Source organism: Halofilum ochraceum (assembly GCF_001614315.2).
GTDB lineage: Bacteria > Pseudomonadota > Gammaproteobacteria > XJ16 > Halofilaceae > Halofilum > Halofilum ochraceum.
Map to the genome: position 1 here is coordinate 276,496 of NZ_LVEG02000001.1, position 23,430 is coordinate 299,925.

Sequence of the window (23,430 nt, forward strand, 5' to 3'; positions counted from 1 at the left end):
GACCGACAGTGTTTCGAGGCGTCACCAATCTCAGTCTGGATACCAAGGGCCGCATGGCGGTCCCTGCGCGCTATCGCGAGCGCCTCCAGGCCGAGTCGGATGGTCGCGTCGTCATCACGGTGGACCGTGACGGCTGCCTGCTGCTGTACCCGATGCGCGAATGGGAGGCGATCGAGCGCGAACTCGTGCGCCTGCCCAGTCTCAACAAGCAGGCCCGGCGCCTGCAGCGCCTGTTGATCGGCCACGCGACGGAATGCGAATTCGACGGTCAGGGCCGGATTCTCGTGCCGGGGCCGCTGCGCGAGTTCGCCGGCATCGATCGGCGGGTCGTGTTGATCGGTCAGGGCAACAAATTCGAGCTCTGGGACGAGCAGACCTGGAATGAGCGTCGCGCGGCCTGGCTGGCCGCCGACGATGACGAGGAGGGGCTCGAGCTGCCGGAAGCGCTCGAGTCCCTGTCGATCTGACCGGGTGGCGGAGCCATCCGATCACCGGCCGGTACTCCTGGAGGAAGTACTGACCGGGTTGGCGATACGTCCGGAAGGGGCGTACGTCGACGCGACGTTCGGACGCGGCGGTCATGCCGCCGCGATCCTCGAGCGCCTCGGCAGGGAGGGTCGATTGCTGGCGGTGGATCGCGATCCGGATGCGGTCACCGCCGCCGCGGACCGATTCGGTGATGATCCGCGGTTTCGGGTAGCGCAGGGAGATTTCGCCATGCTGCGCGCGATCGCAGGCAACAATGCGCCGGCCAACGGCTACGACGGGATCCTGCTGGATCTGGGCGTGTCGTCTCCGCAACTGGACCGGCCCGAGCGGGGGTTCAGTTTCCGCCACGACGGTCCACTCGACATGCGCATGGACACGACCGCCGGTGAAACGGCGGCCGAGTGGCTGGCCCGGGTAGAGGTGGGCGAGCTTGAGCAGATCATCCGGACGCTCGGTGAAGAACGGTTCGCGCGCCGGATCGCGCGGGCGATCGAGGCCGCCCGGGTTGAACAGCCGATCGAGACCACTGCCCGGCTCGCCGCGATTGTCGATGCGGCCGTGCCGCGCCGGGAGCGTGACAAGCACCCGGCTACCCGAACCTTCCAGGCCATCCGCATGGCCGTCAATGCCGAGCTCGAAGCGCTCGACGCGGCCCTCGAGGCGGCGCCGGACCTGCTGGCCCCTGGCGGGCGGCTCGCCGTGATCAGTTTCCACTCACTCGAGGATCGCCGGGTGAAACGCTTCATCCGCTCGGCCGCGGGCGAGCGGCCGGCGGCTGTGCGCGATAGCCGCGGTCGCCTGCCGCCGATCGAGACCGAACGGCCGGAAGTGCGGCTGCGCCCGGTCGGGAAGCCGGTCACACCCGGGGATGAGGAAGCTCGGCGCAATCCGCGCGCTCGGAGCGCCCGCCTGCGAATCGCGGAGCGGCCGGCATGAACGGCCAACACGCCATCGCGCTGGGGCTGACGCTGGGCGTGACGGCGAGCGCGCTCGCCGTCGTCTACAGCCAGCATCAGTCGCGCGCGCTGTTCGTGGAACTGCAGCGCCTCGAGCAGGAGCAGGCGGAACTGGATACCCAGTGGGGGCGGCTCGAGCTGGAGCAGAGCACCTGGGCGACACACGGGCGCATCGAGCGCCTGGCGCGGGAGCAGCTCGGTATGCGGCTGCCCGATTTTGAGCGCGAGGAGATCGTGGTTCTGCAATGAAACGCACAGCGGCCAATACGGCATCCAACTGGCGGCGCCACGTCGTCACGGCTGCCTGTGTGCTCGCCGGTGTCGTGCTGGTCATCCGGGCGTTCGATCTGCAGGTCGTGCGCCGGGATTTCCTGCAGGGACAGGGCGACGTGCGCCATGTGCGTACGGTCCCGGTTCCCGCCCACCGCGGGATGCTGGTCGACCGCAACGGCGAGCCGCTCGCCATCAGCACGCCGGTGTGGTCGGTGTGGGCCGACCCGGCGCCCTTGTTGGAGCACCGCGACCGCTGGGGGGCGCTGGCGACCGCCCTGGATATGCCGGTACAGGTACTCGCCGAGCGGGTCGGCGCGAGGGCCGACCGCGAATTCGTCTGGCTGCGGCGCCACATGCGCCCCGAGCGGGCGGAAGCGGTCGCCGAACTCGACGTGCCTGGCGTAGGGCGCCGCCGCGAGTATGAACGCTACTACCCGACCGGCGAGGTTTCCGGACATGTGCTCGGTTTCACAGACGTGGATGATCGTGGCCAGGAAGGTCTCGAACTGGCGTACGATGACTGGCTGTCCGGCCGCCCGGGTCGTAAACGCGTCGTCCAGGATCGGCTCGGCCATGTGATCGAGGACCTTGAACTCCTGCGCCCCGCCGAACACGGCCGGGATCTGCGGGTCAGTCTCGATCGCCGCCTGCAGTATCTCGCGTACCGTGAACTCAAAGCGGCGGTCTCCCGTTCCGGCGCCAAGGCCGGCTCACTCGTGATGCTCGACGTCCACACCGGTGAAGTGCTGGCGATGGTCAACCAGCCCGCGTTCAATCCCAATCCTTCCGGTGACCGGTCGGGCGCCAGTGTGCGGAACCGGGCCGTTACCGACGTGTTCGAGCCCGGCTCGACCATGAAGGCCCTGACCATCGCCGCCGCCCTCGAGACTGGCCGGTTCGATCCTGACACCCGTATCCAGACCGCGCCGGGGACTCTGCGCGTCAGCGGCCACAGCATCTCCGACTACAAAAACCTCGGCGAGCTCGATGTCAGTGGCGTGATCCGCATGTCGAGCAACGTCGGTGCGACCCGCATCGCCATGTCCCTCGAGCCCGAGACGCTGTGGCGCACCTACGCGCGGTTCGGGCTGGGCACGGATACCGGCAGCGGCTTTCCCGGTGAGGCGAGCGGCAAGCTGATGCCGGCCCGATCATGGGGGCCGGTGGAGCAGGCGACGATGTCGTTCGGCTACGGTCTGTCGGTAACGCCGTTACAGTTGACGCGGGCGTACGCGGCGATCGCCGCCGATGGGGTGCTCCCGCCGGTCCATTTCCGGGCCGTGCCGGGTCGCGACGCCGTTGCCGACGAACGCCGGCGCGTGCTGAGTCCGCAGACGGCGCGCGAACTCCAGGGCATGCTGCAGTCCGTCGTCGATGCCGGTACCGGGCAACGCGCGTCGATCTCCGGTTACCGCGTCGCGGGCAAGACCGGGACCGTTCACAAGGTGTCCGCCGACGGCTACGCCCGCGATCGCTATCGCGCCCTGTTCGCCGGTTTCGCGCCGGCAAGCGATCCGCGCCTGGCGGCCGTGGTCGTGCTCGACGAGCCCCAGGGCGAGAAGCACTACGGTGGCCAGGTCGCGGCACCGGTATTCGGCCAGGTGATGGCCGGGGCGTTGCGGCTTCTCGATATCCACCCGGATGGCGGCGCCAGCCCCATGCTCGCGCGGCGTGGAGGCGACTCATGATGGCCGCCGCTCTCGCCACCGATCCGCGCGCCCTGACGGCGCTTTGCGCCGGTCTGACCGGAGGTGCGGGCATCGCCGACACCACGGTCACCGATCTGACCCTGGACAGCAGGCGCGTCACGCCGGGTGCCGGTTTTGTCGCGCTGGCCGGCACGCGGACGCATGGGCTCGATTTCCTCGACGCGGCATTGCGCGCGGGGGCGGGCGCCGTGTTGTTCGACGCCGATGACCCGCGCTGGACCGATGCGTCTGCTGAGCGCTGCCGGACCGCGGGCGTCCCGGCGGTCGGCGTCTCGGCGCTCGCGCGGCAACTCGGGACGATCGCGGCCCGCTTCTGGCTGGAGCCGGCCGAAGCGCTGGAGGCGGTGATCGCGGTCACCGGCACCGATGGCAAGACCTCGGTGTCGCATTTCATCGCGGCCATGCTCGATGAACCCGATGCGCCTGCAGCCGTGCTCGGAACACTCGGTCGCGGGCGCAGTGGCCAGACCACGGACGCCGGGCTGACGACGCCCGACGCCATCGGCGTGCAGGCTGCACTGGCCGCACTCGTCGACGACGGCGCGCGCCGAGTGGCACTGGAAGCGTCCTCACACGGACTGGCCCAGTATCGCCTCGACGGGACCCGCATCGATGTGGCCGTGCTGACCCAACTGGGCCGCGATCATCTGGATTATCACGCCGACGAAGCGGCCTATGCCGCCGCGAAGGCGCGCCTGTTCGCGTGGCCGGGCCTCAAGGCCGCGGTCCTCAACGGCGATGACCGCTTCGGTCGGGCGCTCCGCGAGGATCTCGATCCCTCGGTGCGCGCGGTTACGTGGGGGCGCTCGCGCGGTGATGTGTACGTGAACAACGTGGTCGCGGAGCCGGGAGGGCTGCGCTTTGAACTGGTGCTGGCGGACACGGTGGTCCCCGTCAGCGTGCCGCTGATCGGCGGTTTCAATATCGACAACGTGCTGGCCGCGTGCGGGGCGCTGGTGGCCCTTGGTTACGGTCCCGATGAGATCGCGCGCCGGCTCCGGCAGGTGCAGCCGGTCGCCGGTCGCATGGAGGCGTTCCAGACGGCCGGACGCGCCACCGTAGTGGTCGATTATGCGCACAACGCCGGTTCCCTGGCGGCGGCGCTGGCGGCCTTGCGTGAGCATTTCAGTGGTCGAATCTGGTGCATCTTCGGCGCCGGTGGCGACCGCGACAAGGGCAAACGGCCGCTCATGGCGGCTGCCGCGGCCGCTGGCGCCGATCGGATCGTCGTCACGGACGACAACCCGCGCCATGAGGATCCGGACGCGATTGTCGCCGAGATCCTCGCCGGGCTGCCCGCCGATCAGGCCGTGACCGTAGAGCGTGACCGCGAGCGTGCGCTGGCGTTGGCGCTGCGCGAGGCCGATCCCGCGGATGTGATCCTGCTTGCCGGCAAGGGCCATGAGTCGGTCCAGATCCGGGGCGACGAAACGCTCGCCTGGAGCGACCGCGAGGCCGCACGGCGTCAACTCGGTCTGACCGGCGGGGTGGTTTCATGATCGCCGCGGATCTGGGCAAAGTGGCCGAGTGGATCGGCGGGCGGCTCACGCGAGGGGCCGCCCGTGCCGCATTCCGGGGGATATCCACCGACAGCCGTTCGCTTGAGCCGGGCAATCTCTTCGTGGCCCTGTCGGGGCCGCGATTCGACGGCCGCGAGTTCCTCGACGATGCGATCGCACGCGGCGCTTCGGCGGCGATCATCGAACGCGATCCGCCGGACGATTTCCCTTGCCTCGTGGTGGACGACGCGCGCCGGGCGCTGGGACAGCTTGGCCATGCCTGGCGCACGCGCTTCGGGGCCCCCGTGATCGCCCTTACCGGGAGCAACGGCAAGACCACGGTCAAGGAGTGCATCGCGGCGATCCTGCGTCAGCGTGGTGAAGCCTTCGCGACGCGCGGCAATCTGAATAACGATATCGGCGTGCCCATCATGCTCTGCGAACTGGACGCCTCGCAGGGCGCCGCCGTGTTCGAGATGGGGGCGAACCATCCCGGTGAGATCGATTATCTGACCCGTTTGGTGGTGCCGGATGTCGGTCTGGTGACCAACGCAGCGGCCGCCCACCTCGAGGGTTTCGGATCGATCGAGGGCGTGGCCCATGCCAAGGGCGAACTCTTCAAGGCGTTGCCGGAGCATGCGATCGCCGTCATCGCGGCGGATGAGCCGTGGGTGGATCTCTGGCGCGGTTTCGCCGGTGAGCGCCGCCGTCTGACTTTTGGCCGTGCCGCGGACGCGGACGTCCGGATCGTGAACGAGGACCCGTTCGAACTCGCCATCGGCGACCGCGTCGAGCGGATCGAGTGTCCGTTGCCGGGCGCCCACAACCGGACGAATGCCGCGGCGGCAGCCGCCGCCGCGCACGCGGCCGGCATCGATACCGATGCCATCGTGGCCGGACTGGCCGCGGTGGCGGCGATCGGCGGCCGTCTGCGCCGGTGCACCGGCCCGCGCGGGAGCACGCTCTTCGACGACAGCTACAACGCCAATCCGGGCTCCTTCGCCGCGGCTTTCGCGGTGCTTGCGGAGGCCGCCCCGCGGCGCTGGGCCGTGGTTGGCGAGATGGGCGAACTCGGCGACGAGACCGAGTCGGCCCACCGCACGCTCGGCCAGCGGGCCCGGGCGGCCGGGATCGAACGGCTCTGGGCTTTCGGGCCGAGCCGGGAAGTGACCTGTCAGGCCTTCGGGTCCGGGGCCGAGCCGGTCGACGACCTCGATACGCTGGCGGCCTCGTTGCGGGAAATGCTGGATGCCGACACCGCGCTGCTGGTGAAAGGCTCGCGCAGCAATCGCCTCGAACGCCTCGTCGCCGCGCTCGGCGAAGGGGCGGAGGAGGGCAGTCATGCTGTATGAGCTGACCGAGTGGCTGGCGCAGTATCACTCCGGCTTCGACGTATTCCGCTATCTCACGCTGCGGGCGATTCTGGGCGTGTTGACCGCACTCGTGCTGGCGCTGCTGGTCGGGCCGCTCGTGATCCGTTTCCTCACGGTGGCGAAGGTTGGCCAGTACGTGCGCAGCGATGGCCCGCAGACGCATATGACGAAAACCGGTACGCCGACCATGGGCGGCGTACTGATCCTCGTGTCGATGGCGCTCGGCACGCTGGCCTGGTGTGACCTGGCCAATCATCGCGTCTGGGTCGTGCTGCTGACCACGCTCGCGTTCGGCCTGGTCGGGGGTATCGACGATTGGCGCAAGCTCCGCTACGGCAACTCGAAGGGGCTGCCGGCGGCGCTCAAATACACCGCCCAGTCAGTAATTGCACTCGCGGTAGCCGTCTATCTGTATGGGGCGGCCCAGATTCCGGCGGAAACCGAACTGATCGTGCCGTTCTTCAAGGATATCGCCATCCCGATGGGGATCGCGTTCGTCCCGTTCGTGTATTTCGTCGTCGTGGGCAGCAGCAACGCGGTCAATCTGACGGATGGGCTCGACGGACTGGCGATCCTGCCGACGGTCATGGTCGCCGGCGCGCTCGGCGTGATCGTGTACGCCGCCGGCCACACCGAATTCTCGGCCTATCTGCAGATCCCCTATGTGCCGGGCGTGGGAGAACTGGTGGTGTTCGCCGGCACGATGGTCGGCGCCGGGCTCGGGTTCCTCTGGTTCAACACCTATCCCGCCCAGGTGTTCATGGGCGATGTCGGTTCATTGTCGCTTGGCGCCGCGCTCGGCCTGCTGGCGGTGATCGCGCGCCACGAGCTGGTCCTCGTGATCATGGGCGGCGTATTCGTGGTCGAAACGCTTTCGGTGATCGTCCAGGTGGCCAGCTACAAGCTGACGGGGCGCCGCGTATTCCGCATGGCGCCGCTGCATCACCACTTTGAACTCAGCGGCTGGCCGGAACCGCGCGTAATCGTGCGCTTCTGGATCGTGACCGTGATTCTTGTCCTGGTCGGCCTTGCAACGCTGAAGATCCGATGACTGCCGCGACCCGCAAACCGGAACCCGTACTGATCGTCGGCCTCGGCGCGACCGGGCTGTCGTGCGCGCGCTTCTTCGAGCGTGCGGGCGAGCCGTTCGAAGTAGTCGATAATCGCGCGGATCCGCCGGGCCTGGCCGAATTCCAGGCCCGCTGGCCGGATGTGCGGATCAGTCTCGGGGCGTTCGACAGCCGCCGCTTCGCGCGGGCCCGGCGCATCGTGATGAGCCCGGGGGTGTCGCCGCACGAACCGGCGATCGCGGCCGCGGCCCAGGCGGGTGTCGAATGCATCGGCGATATCGAGCTGTTCGCGCGCGCGGCGGACGCGCCGGTGATCGCCATTACGGGCTCGAATGGCAAGAGCACGGTGACGACGATGGTCGGCACGCTGCTGGAAGCGGCGGGGTACCGGGTCCGGGTGGGCGGCAATCTCGGTCCGCCGGCTCTGGACCTGCTCGCGGATGGCGCCGAGGCGCCCGACTTCTACGTGCTCGAGCTCTCGAGTTTCCAGCTCGAGACGACGTTCAGTCTGCAGGCCGCGGCGGCGACCGTGCTCAATGTCAGCGCCGATCACATGGACCGCTACCGTTCGCTGGCCGAATACGCGGCGGCGAAAGGCCGGATCTATAACGGGAGCCATGCGGCGGTGGTCAACCGCGACGATCCCGGTGCCGCCCGACTCGCGAGCCGCGTCGCTACCCGGATCGGATTTACGGCCGGTGAGCCGACCGATGACGATTTCGGCGTGATTGAGCGCCAAGGGGCGCTCTGGCTCGCTCGCGGCAACGCGCCGTTGCTGGAGGCCGGGCGGCTGCCCCTGGCCGGTGCCCATAACCGTGCGAACGCCCTGTCCGCGCTCGCGCTCGTGACTGCGGTGGGCGTCGACCCGGCCGCCGTGGCGCCGGCACTGGCCGATTTCGAAGGCCTGCCGCATCGCACCCGCCTCGTGGCGGAACTCGATGGCGTTCGCTGGTACGACGATTCGAAGGGCACCAATGTCGGCGCGACGACGGCGGCCCTTGATGGAATGGATCGCCCGGTGGTCCTGATCGCGGGTGGCGATGCGAAAGACGCCGATTTTTCACCGCTGCGCGGGGCGGTCGAGCGCCGCGCCCGCGCCGTGATCCTGATCGGCCGTGATGCGCCGTTGCTGGAATCGGTGCTGGAAGGCGCCGTGCCGATCGAGCGCGCGGCCGATCTGGACGCCGCCGTCACGCGCGCGGCCGAACTCGCTCGGCCCGGCGACGCGGTCCTGCTGTCGCCGGCCTGTGCCAGCTTCGACATGTTCCGTGATTACCATGAGCGCGGTGAGGTGTTCGTCGCCGCGGTCCGTAAGCGGGGGGCTGCATGACGGCCGTCGCCGCAAGCGCAAATGGCCGCACGACACAGCGGTGGCTCGTGCGCCCGGACGAGCTCGATCCGGTCCTGCTGGTGAGCGCGGGTGTGTTGCTTGCGCTGGGACTGGTCATGGTCGCCTCCGCCTCGATCACCGTCGCGGCGCGCGAGTTTGGTGATCCGTGGCACTTCCTTGTCAAACAGGCGGTGTTCGCAGGCGCCGGCCTTGTCACCGCATGGGTGATGGTGCAGTTGCCGCTGGCGCGCTGGCAGCAGCTCGCGCGCCCGCTGCTGGTGCTCAGCCTCGTCCTGCTGGCGCTCGTTCTGGTGCCGGGGTTCGGACGGACCGTCAACGGCAGTACCCGCTGGCTCGAACTGGGCGCAATCGGCTTCCAGGTCTCGGAGGCTGCCAAACTGGCGATGATCGTCTACCTGTCCGACTTTGTCGTTCGCCGGTCGACGGCCGTGCAGTCGAGCTGGGGCGGTTTCCTGAGTCCGCTCGCCCTGGTCGCGCTGGCGGCGGTTCTGCTGCTGCTGGAGCCGGATTTCGGCGCCGCCGTCGTGCTGGTTGCCTGCGCGCTGACCATCCTGTTTCTGGGGGGCGTGCCACTCGCCCGGTTTGCCCTCCTGGTGGGGACCGCGACCGCCGGTCTGGTGGCGCTGGCATTCTCGTCGCCTTACCGGATGGAGCGGATCAGCGCCTTCCTCGATCCCTGGGCGGATCCATTCAACAGCGGTTTCCAGCTGACCCAGTCGCTGATCGCGATCGGCAGCGGTGCATGGACCGGTGTCGGACTCGGCGCCAGCGTGCAGAAGCTGTTCTACCTGCCGGAGGCCCACACCGATTTCCTGTTCGCGATCTTCGCCGAGGAAATGGGGCTGCTGGGCGTGCTCGCGGTCATCGTCCTGTACTTCGTGCTGGTCGGGCGCGCCTTCGATATTGCCGGGCGCGCGCACCGCGCCTCCATGGCCTTTGCCGGCTACCTGGCGAGCGGTCTCGGGGTCTGGATCGCGCTGCAGGCGTTCATCAATATCGGCGTGAACATGGGTCTGTTGCCCACCAAGGGCCTGACCCTGCCGCTGATGAGCTATGGCGGTTCCAGCACGCTGACGATGTGTGCCGCGATCGGCCTGTTGCTGCGGGTCCAGTACGAGGTCGCCGCGGTGCAGCGCCAGGCCAAACGGCGCGGAGGGAAACGATGATGGGGCCCGTGCTCATCGCGGCCGGCGGCACCGGCGGCCACGTTTTCCCGGCGCTCGCCGTGGCGCACGAGCTGCGTGCGCGTTCCGTGCCCGTGGTATGGCTCGGTACCCGCGCGGGTCTGGAAGCGCGGTTGGTGCCGGCGGCCGGCATCGACATGGAATGGCTCGATGTCGGCGGCGTCCGTGGCAAGGGCCTGGCCACCCGCCTGCGCGCGCCGTTCGCGCTCGCGCATGCATGCTGGCAGGCATGGCGTGTGTTACGCCGGCGGCGGCCCCGTGCGCTGCTGGGCATGGGTGGATTCGTGGCCGGACCCGGCGGGCTGGTCGCCCCGCTCGCGCGGGTGCCGCTGGTCGTTCACGAGCAGAATGCGGTCGCCGGTTTGACCAATCGGATCCTCGCGCGGTTCGCCCGGCGCGTGCTCGAGGCGATGCCGGGTACGTTCCCGACGAGCCGGGCCGCGGTCCACACGGGCAATCCGGTGCGTGCGGACATTGCCGCCCTGCCGGCGCCCGCCGACCGGTTCGCCGGGCGGACCGGCGCATTGCGGCTGCTGGTGCTCGGCGGCAGCCAGGGCGCGCGGGCCCTGAACGAACGCCTGCCGCAGGCGCTGGCGCAGCTGCCCGCTGCCGCGCGCCCGGCGGTGCATCACCAGTGCGGGGCACGCCATATCGAAGCGGCCCGCGACGCGTATGCCGCCGCCGGGGTCGACGCCGAGATCACGCCCTTCATCGAGGACATGGCCAGCGCGTACGGCGCGGCCGACCTGGTCATCGGCCGCGCCGGTGCCATGAGCGTCTGGGAACTGGCGGCCGCCGGTGTCGGCGCGCTGCTCGTCCCGTATCCGCATGCGGTCGACGATCACCAGACCGTGAATGCCCGCTGGCTGGCCGACGCCGGTGCGGCGGTCGTCGTGCAGGAGCGGGAGCTCGATGTCGAGCGGCTCACGCGCGAACTCACGACCCTGCTGGGCGACCGGGCGACGCTGGCCGACCGTGCGGAGCGTGCGCGTGCACTGGCGCGTCCCGATGCGGCCCGTACGGTCGCCGATATCGTCGAGGAGGTGGCGCGATGAGCGGCGACACGCACCTGCAACCGACGCCGCCGGCCACCATGCGCCGGATCCGCCGGATCCATTTCGTGGGGATCGGCGGCGTGGGCATGGGCGGCATCGCCGAAGTGCTGCTCAATCTCGGCTACACGGTGAGCGGGTCGGATCGACAGGAGAATGCCCTGATCGAGCGCCTGCGTGGCCTCGGTGCCGATATCCAGCTCGGGCACGATCCCGACCGGGTCGCGCTGGCGGATGTGGTGGTCGCCTCCGCCGCTATCCCGGCCGGCAATCCGGAACTGGTCGCCGCCCGCGACCACCGTATCCCGGTGATCCCGCGCGCCGAGATGCTCGCGGAGCTGATGCGATTCCGCCACGGCATCGCCGTCGCCGGTACGCACGGCAAGACCACGACGACGAGCCTGGTCGCGAGCCTGCTCGCCGAGGGCGGTCTCGATCCGACCTACGTGATCGGTGGGCAGCTGAATCGCTCCGCGAGCAACGCGCGCCTGGGCACCGGCGATTATCTGGTGGCGGAGGCGGACGAGAGCGACGCGTCGTTCCTGTACCTCCAGCCCGTGATCGCGGTCGTCACCAATATCGATGCCGATCATCTCGAGACCTACGAGGGCGACTTCGGACGGCTCAGCGATACCTTCGCCGAGTTCCTGCACCACCTGCCGTTTTATGGCCTGGCCGTCGTCTGCAACGACGACGCCAACGTGCGCGCCCTGCTGCCGCGCATCACGCGCCCCGTGCTCAGTTACGGGATCGAGACCGACGCCGATGTGATGGCGCGTAATGTGCGCGCCGATGGCCCGCGCACGCGGTTCGATGTGCGACTCCCCGAGGGGGACGCGATCGATGACATCACCCTGAACCTGCCGGGTCGCCACAACGTGCACAACGCGCTTGCGGCGATCGCCGTCGCGTGGGAACTCGGCGTCACGCCGGAGGCGATCCGTTCCGGTCTGGCCGGTTTCGAGGGCATCGGGCGCCGTCTGCAGCGCAATGGCGAAGTCGCGCTCGATGGCGGCGAGGTCGTGCTGGTGGACGATTACGGTCACCACCCGACGGAACTCGCGGCGACCTTCGAGGCCGTGCGCTCGAGCTGGCCGGAGCGTCGCCTGGTGGTGGCGTTCCAGCCCCATCGTTACAGCCGCACGCGGGATCTGTTCGATGACTTCGCCCGCATCCTGGCTGCCGGCCCGGATGTGCTGCTGGTGGCCGAGGTCTATGCCGCGGGCGAGACCCCGATCGCCGGTGCGGACGCGCGCTCGCTCTGCCGGGCGATCCGTGCCCGCGGCGGTGTCGATCCGGTCCTGGTCCCCGATATCCACGAACTGCCGGCCGCCCTGCGCGCCGTGATCGCCCCGGGCGATCTCGTGCTCACCCTTGGCGCCGGCAACATCGGCGCCGTGGCTCGCGAACTGCCGAAGAGCCTCGGTGTGGATGAGAAAGGAGGGAACCACGAATGAACACGAATGAACACGAATGGAATCAAAACCGTGCAAGTGCAGGTCCGCGGGCGTTCGGGGTCGGTATCCAGACGATCTCTGGTGTGAGTCGGGCCCGTCCGGCGTTCTACCGAAGCGACGTTTCTGGACCGCGGCCAGTGAATTCGCCTTTTTCATCATTCGTGTTCATTCGTGTTCATTGCTCGGCGCTTCCCTGCGCCTCGCCACTTCGTGGCGTGCGCTCCAATTCGCTCCCGGCGAATTGGTCGTGGTTCTCAAAAGGAGTGCCCTCATGAGCGCGGCCGAGCACACAACGGTGCTGCGGGGCGAGTGGCGCGAGAACGAGCCGCTGGCGCGGTATACGTCCTGGCAGATCGGCGGTCCGGCTGATCGCCTGTATGTGCCCGCGGATGTCGACGATCTGGCCGCTGCGCTCGCGGGGCTGCCCGTGTCGGAGCCCGTGTTCTGGCTCGGGCTCGGGAGCAATCTCCTGATCCGTGATGGCGGTATCCGCGGGACGGTGATCTCGACGCGGCAGGCCCTCGGTGGGCTGGAAGCGCTGGGGCGTGGCCGGGTGTACGCGGGCGCCGGCGTGGCCTGTGCCAAGGCGGCACGGTTCTGCACGCGCAACGACCTGGTCGGTGCCGAGTTCCTCGCGGGGATCCCGGGCACGATCGGCGGCGCGCTGGCGATGAATGCCGGCGCATGGGGTGGAGAGACCTGGCCGCATGTCGAGGTGGTCCAGACCGTCGACCGCCACGGCGTGCAGCGCGAGCGCCCGACCGAGGATTACCGGATCGGTTACCGCACGGTTGAAGGACCGGCCGATGAGTGGTTCACGGGCGTCCGGTTCGTGTTCGAGGAAGGCGATGGCGGCGCGGCGCGCGAGCGTATCCGGCGCCTGCTGGAAGAACGCGGCCTGCGCCAGCCGACCGGCACGAAGAACTGCGGGTCGGTGTTCCGTAATCCGCCCGGCGATCACGCGGCGCGCCTGATCGAAGCCGCCGGCCTGAAGGGCACCAGCATCGGCGGTGCCGCGGTGTCGGAGAAACACGCGAATTTCATCCTCAATCGCGGCGACGCCCGGGCCGCGGACATCGAGACCTTGATCGAACGGATTCAGGCGCAGGTGGAGCGCCGCTTCGGTATCCGTCTGCAGCGGGAAGTCGAGATCGTGGGAGAACCGGCATGAGCGGCATCGGCGATCCGACGCGCTTCGGCCGCGTGGCCGTGGTCTATGGCGGCTGGTCGGCGGAACGCGAGGTCTCGCTCCGCAGCGGCGGCGAGGTCCTCGCCGGTCTGCAGCGCGCCGGTGTGGACGCGGTCGGGATCGATGCCGATCGCGACATCCTGCGGGTGCTGGCGGACGGCGGATTCGACCGGGTCTTCCTGATCCTGCATGGCCGCGGCGGTGAGGACGGGCAGATCCAGGGCGGCCTCGAAATCCTCGGGCTGCCGTACACCGGCAGTGGCGTGCTCGGGTCGGCGCTGGCCATGGACAAGCTCGGGACCAAACGCTTCTGGGCCGGCGCGGGTTTCCCGACGCCCCTGTGGCGCACGCTGGATACGCTCGCCGACGCCGAGGCCTGTGTCGACACGATCGGACTGCCGCTGATGGTCAAGCCGACGCTGGAAGGCTCGAGTATCGGCATGACGAAGGTTACCGCGCGCGATCAGATCGAGGGGGCGTGGCGGGCGGCGACGGCGTTCGGCCCGGCCATCGCCGAGCGCTTCATCGACGGCCCGGAGGTCACCGTCGCCCTGGTCGGCGATCGGGCGCTTCCGGCGATCCGGCTGGAGACGCCGCGGACGTTTTATGACTACGAGGCGAAGTACGAGGCGGATTCGACGCGGTATCACCTGCCGAGCGGTCTGTCGGCGACGCTGGAAAAGCGCTGTCAGGAACTGTCGCTCGCGGCCTTCCGCGCGCTGGGCGGCGCCGGCTGGGGCCGGGTCGATCTGATGATCGACGCGGTCGGCGAACCCTGGCTGATCGAGGCCAACACGGCGCCCGGGATGACGGATCACAGCCTGGTGCCAATGGCCGCCGCGCACGCGGGGATCGGCTTCGATGAGCTCGTGGTGTGGATTCTCGAGCAGACGCTGCCGCGGGAGGCGGCCGAGTGATGGCGGCGACTCTGCCACTGGAGATTATGCCCATGGCGCATCCGGGCACCTGGAAAACACTGATCGGCGTGTTGGCGCTGGCGATTCTGGCCGGAGGCCTGATTTCGTGGGCGCGCTCGGTCGACTGGCCGATCGAGGTCGTGCGGATCGACGGACCGGTCCGCCATACCGACCGCGAGAGCATGAAATCGATCATGGCGCGCCACGCCGAGGCCGGTTTCGCCGCCATGGATCTGACGGCGCTGCGGCGTGACCTCGTGGAATTGCCCTGGGTGCGCGAGGCATCGCTGCGGCGCGTCTGGCCGGACACCCTGCGTGTCGAAGTGCGTGAGCATGAACCGGTCGCTGTCTGGAACGGGGATGCGCTGGTAAGCGATGAGGGCACGGTATTCCGGCCCGCGACCTTCAGCGAAGATGGTCTGGCACGGCTTTCGGGGCCGAGCGGGCAGGGCGGCGCCATGCTCGAGCGCCTGCGCGCGTTTGAACAGCGCCTCGCGCCGCTCGACCTGGACGTCGCGGCGCTTGAGCAGGATGCCCGGCGCGCCTGGCGCCTGACGCTCGAAAACGGAATCGTCCTGCGGCTCGGGCGGGATCGGGTCGCGGAACGGCTCGGGCGTTTCCGGGCCGTCTGGTCTGGCGTGCTGGAACCGCGCGCCGCACGAATCGACGCGATCGATCTGCGTTACACGAATGGATTCGCCGTCGCATGGCGTGACGGCGAGAAACCGCAAGCGCCTGGAGGGGAGGCTTGATGTCGAAGAAATCCGACCGTCGGATGATCGTGGGCCTGGACATCGGTACGTCCAAGGTCGTGTCCATCGTGGGCGAACTGGGGCCTGATGGGGACATCGAGATCATCGGTATCGGCTCGCATCCTTCGCGCGGTCTCAAGAAGGGCGTGGTGGTGAATATCGAGTCCACGGTCCAGTCCATCCAGCGTGCGATCGAGGAGGCCGAGCTGATGGCCGGCTGCCAGATCCAGGCGGTCTATGCCGGTATCGCCGGCAGCCACGTGAAGAGCCTCAACTCCCACGGAATCGTCGCGATCAAGGAGCGCGAGGTCGGCCCGGGTGAGGTCGAGCGGGTCATCGATGCGGCCAAGGCGGTGGCGATCCCCGCGGACCAGCGGATCCTCCATGTGCTGCCACAGGAATTCATCATCGATGACCAGGAGGGCATCAAGGAGCCGATCGGCATGTCGGGGGTGCGCCTGGAGGCGAAGGTGCATCTCGTGACCGGCGCGGTGTCGGCGGCGCAGAACATCATCAAGTGCGTGCGCCGCTGCGGACTCGATGTCGACGACATCATCCTCGAGCAGCTCGCCTCGAGCTACGCGGTGCTGACCGAGGACGAGAAGGAACTGGGCGTATGCCTGGTCGACATCGGCGGCGGTACGACGGATATCGCGGTGTTCACCGAGGGCTCCATCCGCCACACCGCGGTGATCCCGATCGCCGGTGACCAGGTGACCAACGACATCGCCGTGGCCCTGCGGACACCGACCCAGAACGCCGAGGAGATCAAGGTCAAGTACGCCTGCGCACTGCGCACGCTGACCAATGCCGAGGAGACCATCGAGGTGCCGGGCGTGGGCGATCGACCCTCGCGGCGGCTCGCGCGGCAGACGCTCGCCGAGGTGGTCGAGCCCCGCTACGAGGAACTGCTCGGGCTCGTCCAGGCGGAGCTCCGCCGCACGGGCTTCGAGGACATGGTGGCGGCCGGCGTGGTCCTGACCGGCGGCAGCGCCAAGATGGAGGGCGTCGGCGAACTGGCCGAAGAGGTTTTTCACATGCCGGTGCGGATCGGGATGCCGAAAGGCATCTCGGGTCTCGCCGACGTGGTCCGCAATCCGATCCATTCGACGGGTGTCGGGTTGCTTCTGTTTGGACGGGAACACCAGGCCGGCGGCGGCGCGAGGCTGTCGTCGGATGACGGCGGGCAGGGACTCTGGGCCCGGATGAAGGCCTGGTTCAACGGGCAGTTCTGATCAGGTGGGTGGGCCGCACGGGGCGATGTGGCGAGAGGCAGAAAACGGGGAATACCGCAGTTCAGCAGTGGCGAGAAGCCACGCGAGGAGACGGCAATGTTCGAGTTGATGGATTCATACAATCAGCAGGCGACAATCAAGCTGATCGGCATCGGTGGTGGCGGCGGTAATGCCGTTGATCACATGGTCCGATCCGGTATCGAGGGCGTGGATTTCATCTGTGCGAATACCGACGCACAGGCACTGAATAACGTCCAGTCCAAGACGACGCTCCAGCTCGGGGCGAATATGACCAAGGGCCTCGGTGCCGGCGCCAACCCGGATATCGGGCGGCAGGCCGCGCTCGAGGACCGCGAGCGGATCCAGGAGTTGATCGAGGGCACCGATATGCTGTTCCTCACCGCCGGTATGGGGGGTGGGACTGGCACCGGAGCCGCACCGGTGGTCGCCCAGCTCGCCCGCGAGATGGGGATTCTCACGGTCGCGGTGGTGACCAAGCCGTTCCCGTTTGAGGGCAAGAAGCGGATGAAAACCGCCACTGACGGCATCGCGGAACTGCAGGAGCACGTGGATTCGCTGATCACGATCCCGAACGAGAAGCTCCTGACCGTGCTCGGCAAGAATACGTCCCTGCTCGACGCGTTCAAGTCGGCCAATGATGTCCTCCAGGGCGCAGTGCAGGGGATCGCCGAGTTGATCACCCGTCCGGGCCTGATCAACGTCGACTTCGCGGACGTGAAGACCGTGATGTCCGAGATGGGTATGGCGATGATGGGCTCCGGTGTCGGTACCGGCGAGGAGCGGGCCCGCGAGGCCGCCGAGGCCGCGATCAACAGCCCGCTGCTCGAGGACGTCCACCTCTCGGGGGCGCGCGGTATCCTGGTCAACGTCTCCGCGGGCATGAACATGGCGATCGGCGAGTTCGAAGAGGTCGGTACGACCATCCGCCAGTTCTCCTCGGAGGATGCCCAGGTGGTCGTCGGCACCGTGATCGATCCGGAACTCGAGGACGAGCTCCGTGTGACCGTGGTCGCGACCGGGCTGGGACAGCCTCAGCAGCAGCAGGCGCAGCGCCCGCGTGCGGTCGCCCGCACGGCCGATGGCCAGGTGGATTACGGCGAAATGGACCGTCCAACCGTGATGCGGACCGCCCGAAAAGCGGCCGGCGACGGCCTCAGCAGCGGTGGCCGCGAAGAGGATATCGAGTACCTGGATATCCCGGCATTCCTGCGCCGTCAGGCCGACTGACGGCGCGGGTTTCCGGCGGCGGTGTGAACCGGTTCACGGCCCTGTCCATGACAGGATGATAACGTCGTCCGCGACGATCGGGAGTTTTTCGGGCTGTGAATCCCGAATGACTGTTCTATAATGCGTCGTTTGACAATGGCCGGCATATATTGTCCGGTTGCGGAACAAGCGAGGGAGTAGCGGTCGAGTGATCCGCCAGCGAACACTGAAAAACGTCATCCGCGCCACCGGCGTGGGCCTGCACACAGGCGACAAGGTCTATCTGACCCTGCGCCCCGCCGCGGTCGACACCGGTATCGTGTTCCGGCGCGTGGATTTCGACGAACCGCGGATCATCCCGGCCGACCCGTACAACGTCGGCGAAACCGTCCTCAATACGACCCTGCTGGTCGATGGCGTCCGCGTCTCCACGGTGGAGCACCTGCTGTCGGCCATGGCCGGGCTGGGCATCGACAATGCCTACGTCGACCTGAGTGCCCCGGAAGTGCCGATCATGGATGGCAGCGCCGGCCCGTTCGTCTTCCTGATCCAGTCGGCGGGCATCGTCGAGCAGAAGGCGGCCAAGAAATTCATCCGCATCCGTAAGCCGGTGCAGGTGGATGGCGAGGACGGCAAGTACGCCCGTTTCTCACCGTACAATGGCTTCAAGGTCGACTTCACCGTGGAATTCGACCATCCCCTGTTCAACGGCTCCAGCCAGAGTGCGGCGATCGATTTCTCGACGACCTCGTTCGTGAAGGAGATCAGCCGTGCCCGAACGTTCGGTTTCATGAAGGATATCGAGGCGATGCGCGCGCGCAATCTGGCGCTCGGGGGCAGCCTCGATAATGCGATCGTGGTCGACGACTACCGGGTCCTGAATGAAGACGGCCTTCGGTACGAAGACGAATTCGTCAAACACAAGATTCTTGACGTGATCGGCGACCTCTACCTGCTCGGGCACAGCCTGATCGGGGCATTCGAGGGCTACAAGTCGGGGCACGCGCTCAATAATCAGCTCCTGCGGCAGCTGTTGTCGGATGAATCCGCGTGGGAGGCAGTGACCTACGAAGATGCCGCCACGGCTCCGATTTCGTACGCCGAGACCGCGGAAGTTCTCTCGTAAACCGGGCGACGGGCGCCGGTTTTCCGGTCGCTGCGGCGGCGGGATCAGGACCGGCCGGCGCGCGAGGCCAGACGTTCGAGTGCTCTGCGCAGATCGCGGTCATCGGTATCGCGGGCCAGCGAAGCGAAGCCGCGAGCCGCTTCCGCCGGCAGGCGCAGCGGCGGATCACGGCGCGGCGCGGGGGGTTGGATGCCCGTCCCGGCGGTTACCCGAATCCGAACATGATGGACCGGTGATTTGCCCAGGTGACTGAAATGGCTGACAATCCGGTCCGTATAAAAATGCAGGCGCGAACGCCAGGCCGGGGAATCGGCCACGAGGAGAAGCGTTTCGCCGTAGATACCCGCTACCCGGCAGTGGTTGCAGTACTCCGCCGGGAGGCAGTCCCGAAGTGCATCCTCCAGGACCCGCAGATGCGTGACCTGCTGACGGATGTGTGCGGGGATGGTGCCGCGGATGCTCTTCATTGATGGGGCCGCGCATCGGAATGAACAGAGGATACACGATCCGCGGGCCATATACCGACACTGTCGGGTGCCGTTCGAGGCGGTCGGGGGAGTGAAACGATGTTCAACCTGATACTCATTCGCCATGATGGCAGGGGCAATTCGGTGCGGCGTTCGCTGCACGCGCCCGGGCACTTCATTGCGCTCGGTACCGTTGCCGCCTTGCTGCTGGGTGTGGTCGGCACCGCCGGTTTCTTCGTCGGGCAGCGCACGGGCACCGCTGGTGCCGACGTGCCGGCCGCGTGGCAGGCGCGCCTTGCGCGACAACAGGATGAACTCGCGGCGGTGCGTGAACAGGCGTCCTCCGAGGTGAACGCGATGACACGGCGCCTGGCTCACCTCAAGAGCCACGTTACCCGCCTGGATGCACTTGGCCGGAAACTGGTCGACGTGTCGAATATCGACGCGGACGAATTCGATTTCGGCAGTACACCGGGTATGGGCGGGCCAGAGACTGTCACGGGTCGAGGGCTCGACGCGGCTGAGCTCGAAGACGAGGTGGCGTCGCTCGCCGAGGTGCTTGAGGATCGCGAACGGCAGCTCTCGGTGCTGGACGATGTGCTCGCGGAACGCCGCCTCGATGCGGCCTCGATGCCGGCGGGCGAGCCGATTGTGGAAGGCTGGATGTCCTCGGCGTACGGTTACCGTGAGGACCCGTTCAGCGGTGAGCGCGCGTGGCATGGTGGTGTCGATTTCGCCGGCCGGGAAGGCTCGCCGGTCAATGCGGTCGGCGCCGGTGTCGTGACGTACGCCGGAGAGCGCTGGGGCTACGGCAATCTGGTCGAGATCACCCATAGTGACGGTTATGTGACCCGTTACGGTCATAACGCCGATATCCTGGTCGACGAAGGCGAAGTGGTGCGCCGCGGTGATCAGTTGGCGGAAATGGGCTCGACCGGTCGCTCGACCGGCCCGCATGTCCACCTCGAAGTGCTCAAGAACGGGGAGTCCGTCAATCCCTGGAAGTACGTCCAGGCCGAGCGCTGAAATACGGCGCTCCGCGCCGCAGTTGGAATCCTCCCGCGCTGCATTTACCATAGCGCGTTGATCCGTCCCGCGGCCGTCCGGTCGGGGTCCGTTTCGAGTCGCGAACCATCGACCAGGAGCGCTTGTGGCGCTGGCGTCGATACCCTCTGGGATGGCCTGATCGGCCCGCCCGAGGGGTCGATACAAGACGCCCCGGCCGGGCAGGCCTGCCGGGGAGCCCCATAGACGCCGCGCGCCCGCTTCGACGACCCGAATCGCCATCCCGCCGCGTGTGTGTACGGGGCGGCCATGCTCGCTCTGCAGGAACCGCTCATGCTCGCCTCACTTACCCGCAAGGTCTTTGGCACCCGCAACGACCGTGTCCTCAAGCAGTTGCGGCGCCAGATCGGCGATGTCCACCGCCACACCGAACGCATCGCCGCGCTTGATGACACGGAACTGGCGGCGCAGACGGCGCGTTTCCGCGAAAGGCTCGATGCCGGCGAGTCCCTAGACGACCTTTTGCCGGAGGCCTTCGCGGTCGTCCAGGAGGCCAGCGAGCGCACACTCGGTCTGCGACCGTTCGACGTCCAGTTGATGGGCGCGATGGTGCTGCACGACGGGCGTATCGCCGAAATGAAGACCGGCGAGGGCAAGACGCTGGTCGCGACCCTGCCGGTCTACCTCAATGCGCTGACCGGTCGTGGCGTCCACGTCGTCACGGTCAACGACTATCTGGCGCGGCGAGACGCCGAGTGGATGGGTCGGATCTATCGGTTCCTCGGGCTGTCGGTCGGTGTGATCGTCAACGGGCTCTCGACCGAGGAGCGCCGCGAGGCCTACGCGGCCGATGTCACCTACGGCACCAACAATGAGCTCGGGTTCGATTATCTGCGCGACAACATGGCGTTCTCGCTGGATCAGAAGGTCCAGCGGGATCTGCATTACGCGATCGTCGACGAGGTCGACTCGATCCTGATCGACGAGGCGCGGACGCCGCTGGTGATCTCGGGGCCGACCGACTCGAACTCCGATCTGTATCGTCGCATGATCCCGCTGGTCCGCCAGCTCACGCAGCAGGAAGACCCGGAGGATCCCGAGGATGCGGGCGATTACTCGCTGGACGAGAAGAGCAAGCAGGCCCATCTGACCGAGGCGGGGCATGAGCGCGTCGAGCGCATGCTCGTCGACGAGGGGCTGCTGGCGGAGGGCGCGACGCTGTATGACGCCTCGAATATCGCGCTCGTGCACCATTTCACCGCCGCGCTGCGCGCCTGCACGCTGTACCAGAAGGATGTCGACTACATCGTCCGCAACGGTGAGATCGTCATCATTGACCAGTTCACCGGGCGCTCCATGCCGGGACGCCGCTGGTCGGACGGGACCCATCAGGCGATCGAGGCCAAGGAAGGGGTCGAGGTCCGCAACGAGAACCAGACGCTGGCGTCGATCACGTTCCAGAATTTCTTCCGCCTGTACGACAAGCTGGCCGGCATGACCGGCACGGCGGACACGGAAGCCGCCGAGTTCCACGAGATCTATGGCCTCGAGGTCGTCCAGGTCCCCACGCACCGGCCGATGATCCGCGAGGATCGGCCCGATCTGGTGTTCCTCACGGAGTCCGACAAATACGACGCGGTCGTCGAGGATATCGCCGACTGCGTGGAGCGCGGTCAGCCCGTGCTGGTCGGCACTACGTCGATCGACAGCTCCGAGCGCCTCTCGGCAACACTGAAAGAACGCGACATCCCGCATGACGTGCTGAACGCGAAGCAGCACGAACGCGAGGCCGAAATCATCGCGAACGCCGGTCGGCCCGGAAAAGTGACGATCGCGACCAACATGGCCGGCCGGGGTACCGACATCGTGCTCGGCGGCAACTTGGACAGCGAACTCGCCGCACTGGGCGAGGATGCCTCCGAGGAAGAGCGTGAGCGCGTGCGTGCCGACTGGCAGCAGCGGCACGACGCGGTCATCGAGGCGGGAGGCCTGCACATCGTCGGCACCGAGCGCCATGAATCGCGGCGCATCGACAATCAGCTGCGCGGCCGCTCGGGGCGCCAGGGCGATCCCGGTTCGAGCCGGTTTTATCTCTCGCTGGAAGACCCGCTGATGCGGATCTTCGCCTCCGAGCGCGTGTCGACGCTGATGCAGCGCCTGGGCATGCAGGAAGGCGAGGCGATCGAGCACAACTGGGTGTCGCGCGCGATCGAGAACGCCCAGCGCAAGGTCGAGGGCCACAACTTCGACATGCGAAAGCAACTGCTGCAGTACGACGACGTCGCCAACGATCAGCGCACGGAGGTCTACAAGCAGCGCGACGAACTGCTGGCGGCCGACGATATCAGTGAGACGGTGCGCTCGATCCGTCACGACGTCATCAGCGACCTCATCAGCCAGTACATCCCGCCGGGCTCGCTCGAGGAGCAATGGGACGTCCAGGGACTGGAAGAGGCGCTGAGCAGCGAGTACGGACTGGATCTGCCGCTGCGCCAGTGGCTGGAAGAGGAGGAAGATCTGCACGAGGAACCGCTGCGCGAGCGCATTATGGAGCGCTTCGAGGCGGACCATCAGGCCAAGGAAGAGCTCGCGGGCGCGAGCGCGATGCGCCGTTTCGAGAAAGCCGTGATGCTGCAGGTGCTCGACAACAACTGGAAGGAGCATCTGGCGGCGATGGATTACCTGCGCCAGAGCGTCGGCCTGCGGGGCTACGCCCAGAAGAACCCGAAGCAGGAGTTCAAGCGCGAGGCGTTCGAGATGTTCGCCGAGATGCTCGACCGCGTGAAAACCCAGGTGGTCCAGATGATCGCCCGGGTCCAGGTGCGTACGGAGGCCGACGCCGAAGCCGTGGAGGCTGACAACCGCACGCCGCAGGAGTCGGTCGAGTACCGCCACGCCGAGGCCGGCGATGCGGTGCGCAATGCGCAGGCGGCGGCGCCTGCGGCCGCGGCCGGCGGTGCCGAGGCGGCCGACGCGCAGGCGGAAACGGATGAGAACGCCGAACCGTACGTGCGGGATGGCCGCAAGATGGGCCGGAATGAGCCGTGCTGGTGCGGTTCCGGGCGTAAGTACAAGCACTGCCACGGCAAGCTGCAGTGA

At 67.7% G+C, this 23,430-nt stretch carries 20 protein-coding genes; 19 read left to right on the forward strand and 1 reads right to left on the reverse strand.

Annotated features, from left to right (window positions below):
- The first annotated feature begins 8 nt into the window (after positions 1-8).
- From mraZ to lpxC, 17 genes are all read left to right on the forward strand, one after another.
- Entirely contained in the window at positions 9-467 is a 459-nt protein-coding gene (mraZ, locus tag A0W70_RS01325; RefSeq protein ID WP_070987596.1) for a division/cell wall cluster transcriptional repressor MraZ, read from the forward strand.
- Positions 415-1,425: a 16S rRNA (cytosine(1402)-N(4))-methyltransferase RsmH gene (gene rsmH, locus A0W70_RS01330; protein WP_139150655.1), complete on the forward strand. Its 1,011-nt coding sequence runs from the start codon at positions 415-417 to the stop codon at positions 1,423-1,425. The genes mraZ and rsmH overlap by 53 nt, the downstream gene beginning before the upstream one ends.
- Positions 1,422-1,694, forward strand: coding sequence for a cell division protein FtsL (gene ftsL / locus A0W70_RS01335; RefSeq protein WP_070987599.1), 273 nt, complete (start codon positions 1,422-1,424; stop codon positions 1,692-1,694). The genes rsmH and ftsL overlap by 4 nt, the downstream gene beginning before the upstream one ends.
- Positions 1,691-3,406, forward strand: coding sequence for a peptidoglycan D,D-transpeptidase FtsI family protein (locus A0W70_RS01340; protein ID WP_070987601.1), 1,716 nt, complete (start codon positions 1,691-1,693; stop codon positions 3,404-3,406). Before ftsL ends, A0W70_RS01340 begins: the two co-directional genes overlap by 4 nt.
- A complete protein-coding gene (locus A0W70_RS01345; protein WP_070987603.1) occupies positions 3,403-4,926 on the forward strand; it encodes a UDP-N-acetylmuramoyl-L-alanyl-D-glutamate--2,6-diaminopimelate ligase in 1,524 nt (507 codons plus the stop codon). The genes A0W70_RS01340 and A0W70_RS01345 overlap by 4 nt, the downstream gene beginning before the upstream one ends.
- Positions 4,923-6,278: a UDP-N-acetylmuramoyl-tripeptide--D-alanyl-D-alanine ligase gene (locus A0W70_RS01350; RefSeq protein WP_070987605.1), complete on the forward strand. Its 1,356-nt coding sequence runs from the start codon at positions 4,923-4,925 to the stop codon at positions 6,276-6,278. The genes A0W70_RS01345 and A0W70_RS01350 overlap by 4 nt, the downstream gene beginning before the upstream one ends.
- Positions 6,268-7,350 (forward strand): phospho-N-acetylmuramoyl-pentapeptide-transferase, encoded by a 1,083-nt coding sequence (mraY, locus tag A0W70_RS01355; protein ID WP_070987607.1) that lies wholly within the window; start codon positions 6,268-6,270, stop codon positions 7,348-7,350. The genes A0W70_RS01350 and mraY overlap by 11 nt, the downstream gene beginning before the upstream one ends.
- Positions 7,347-8,699 carry a UDP-N-acetylmuramoyl-L-alanine--D-glutamate ligase gene (murD, locus tag A0W70_RS01360; RefSeq protein ID WP_070987609.1) on the forward strand — a complete coding sequence of 451 codons (1,353 nt, stop codon included), beginning with the start codon at positions 7,347-7,349 and terminating at the stop codon, positions 8,697-8,699. Before mraY ends, murD begins: the two co-directional genes overlap by 4 nt.
- Positions 8,696-9,886 carry a putative lipid II flippase FtsW gene (gene ftsW / locus A0W70_RS01365; RefSeq protein ID WP_070987611.1) on the forward strand — a complete coding sequence of 397 codons (1,191 nt, stop codon included), beginning with the start codon at positions 8,696-8,698 and terminating at the stop codon, positions 9,884-9,886. The genes murD and ftsW overlap by 4 nt, the downstream gene beginning before the upstream one ends.
- Entirely contained in the window at positions 9,883-10,959 is a 1,077-nt protein-coding gene (murG, locus tag A0W70_RS01370; protein ID WP_070987613.1) for an undecaprenyldiphospho-muramoylpentapeptide beta-N-acetylglucosaminyltransferase, read from the forward strand. Before ftsW ends, murG begins: the two co-directional genes overlap by 4 nt.
- Positions 10,956-12,413: a UDP-N-acetylmuramate--L-alanine ligase gene (murC, locus tag A0W70_RS01375; protein ID WP_245675783.1), complete on the forward strand. Its 1,458-nt coding sequence runs from the start codon at positions 10,956-10,958 to the stop codon at positions 12,411-12,413. Before murG ends, murC begins: the two co-directional genes overlap by 4 nt.
- A gap of 271 nt (positions 12,414-12,684) precedes the next feature.
- Entirely contained in the window at positions 12,685-13,584 is a 900-nt protein-coding gene (gene murB / locus A0W70_RS01380) for a UDP-N-acetylmuramate dehydrogenase (protein WP_139150656.1), read from the forward strand.
- On the forward strand, positions 13,581-14,519 hold the full coding sequence (locus tag A0W70_RS01385; RefSeq protein ID WP_070987615.1) for a D-alanine--D-alanine ligase: 939 nt from the start codon (positions 13,581-13,583) through the stop codon (positions 14,517-14,519). The genes murB and A0W70_RS01385 overlap by 4 nt, the downstream gene beginning before the upstream one ends.
- A gap of 32 nt (positions 14,520-14,551) precedes the next feature.
- The gene (locus tag A0W70_RS01390; RefSeq protein WP_175443031.1) at positions 14,552-15,271 is read left to right on the forward strand and encodes a cell division protein FtsQ/DivIB; all 720 of its coding nucleotides are present in this window, start codon (positions 14,552-14,554) and stop codon (positions 15,269-15,271) included.
- Complete coding sequence (ftsA, locus tag A0W70_RS01395) at positions 15,271-16,506, forward strand: cell division protein FtsA (RefSeq protein ID WP_070987620.1); 1,236 nt, start codon at positions 15,271-15,273, stop codon at positions 16,504-16,506. The genes A0W70_RS01390 and ftsA overlap by 1 nt, the downstream gene beginning before the upstream one ends.
- Before the next feature lie 96 nt (positions 16,507-16,602).
- A complete protein-coding gene (ftsZ, locus tag A0W70_RS01400; RefSeq protein ID WP_070987622.1) occupies positions 16,603-17,754 on the forward strand; it encodes a cell division protein FtsZ in 1,152 nt (383 codons plus the stop codon).
- 187 nt (positions 17,755-17,941) lie between these two features.
- Complete coding sequence (lpxC, locus tag A0W70_RS01405; protein ID WP_070987624.1) at positions 17,942-18,859, forward strand: UDP-3-O-acyl-N-acetylglucosamine deacetylase; 918 nt, start codon at positions 17,942-17,944, stop codon at positions 18,857-18,859.
- Positions 18,860-18,903: 44 nt separating this feature from the next.
- Here the strand turns inward: lpxC and A0W70_RS16905 are convergent, their stop codons facing one another.
- Positions 18,904-19,326 carry a DciA family protein gene (locus A0W70_RS16905; protein ID WP_070987627.1) on the reverse strand — a complete coding sequence of 141 codons (423 nt, stop codon included), beginning with the start codon at positions 19,324-19,326 and terminating at the stop codon, positions 18,904-18,906.
- A 99-nt stretch (positions 19,327-19,425) separates the two neighbouring features.
- Here A0W70_RS16905 and A0W70_RS16910 point away from each other — a divergent pair, with 99 nt between their 5' ends.
- Together A0W70_RS16910 and secA are read left to right on the forward strand one after the other, a co-directional pair.
- Positions 19,426-20,352: a M23 family metallopeptidase gene (locus A0W70_RS16910; protein ID WP_070987629.1), complete on the forward strand. Its 927-nt coding sequence runs from the start codon at positions 19,426-19,428 to the stop codon at positions 20,350-20,352.
- 312 nt (positions 20,353-20,664) lie between these two features.
- Positions 20,665-23,430, forward strand: a complete 2,766-nt coding sequence (gene secA / locus A0W70_RS01420) for a preprotein translocase subunit SecA (protein WP_070988246.1) — start codon at positions 20,665-20,667, stop codon at positions 23,428-23,430.

Coding starts and splice junctions, on each gene's coding strand:
- mraY (WP_070987607.1), top strand. CDS start 6,268: ATGCTGTATGAGCTGACCGAGTGGCTGGCGCAGTATCACTCCGGCTTC.
- A0W70_RS01340 (WP_070987601.1), top strand. CDS start 1,691: ATGAAACGCACAGCGGCCAATACGGCATCCAACTGGCGGCGCCACGTC.
- rsmH (WP_139150655.1), top strand. CDS start 415: ATGACGAGGAGGGGCTCGAGCTGCCGGAAGCGCTCGAGTCCCTGTCGA.
- A0W70_RS16905 (WP_070987627.1), bottom strand. CDS start 19,326: ATGAAGAGCATCCGCGGCACCATCCCCGCACACATCCGTCAGCAGGTC.
- A0W70_RS01390 (WP_175443031.1), top strand. CDS start 14,552: ATGGCGCATCCGGGCACCTGGAAAACACTGATCGGCGTGTTGGCGCTG.
- ftsL (WP_070987599.1), top strand. CDS start 1,422: ATGAACGGCCAACACGCCATCGCGCTGGGGCTGACGCTGGGCGTGACG.
- ftsZ (WP_070987622.1), top strand. CDS start 16,603: ATGTTCGAGTTGATGGATTCATACAATCAGCAGGCGACAATCAAGCTG.
- A0W70_RS01385 (WP_070987615.1), top strand. CDS start 13,581: ATGAGCGGCATCGGCGATCCGACGCGCTTCGGCCGCGTGGCCGTGGTC.
- murC (WP_245675783.1), top strand. CDS start 10,956: ATGAGCGGCGACACGCACCTGCAACCGACGCCGCCGGCCACCATGCGC.
- murD (WP_070987609.1), top strand. CDS start 7,347: ATGACTGCCGCGACCCGCAAACCGGAACCCGTACTGATCGTCGGCCTC.
- ftsA (WP_070987620.1), top strand. CDS start 15,271: ATGTCGAAGAAATCCGACCGTCGGATGATCGTGGGCCTGGACATCGGT.
- murB (WP_139150656.1), top strand. CDS start 12,685: ATGAGCGCGGCCGAGCACACAACGGTGCTGCGGGGCGAGTGGCGCGAG.
- secA (WP_070988246.1), top strand. CDS start 20,665: ATGCTCGCCTCACTTACCCGCAAGGTCTTTGGCACCCGCAACGACCGT.
- A0W70_RS16910 (WP_070987629.1), top strand. CDS start 19,426: ATGTTCAACCTGATACTCATTCGCCATGATGGCAGGGGCAATTCGGTG.
- A0W70_RS01345 (WP_070987603.1), top strand. CDS start 3,403: ATGATGGCCGCCGCTCTCGCCACCGATCCGCGCGCCCTGACGGCGCTT.
- A0W70_RS01350 (WP_070987605.1), top strand. CDS start 4,923: ATGATCGCCGCGGATCTGGGCAAAGTGGCCGAGTGGATCGGCGGGCGG.
- ftsW (WP_070987611.1), top strand. CDS start 8,696: ATGACGGCCGTCGCCGCAAGCGCAAATGGCCGCACGACACAGCGGTGG.
- murG (WP_070987613.1), top strand. CDS start 9,883: ATGATGGGGCCCGTGCTCATCGCGGCCGGCGGCACCGGCGGCCACGTT.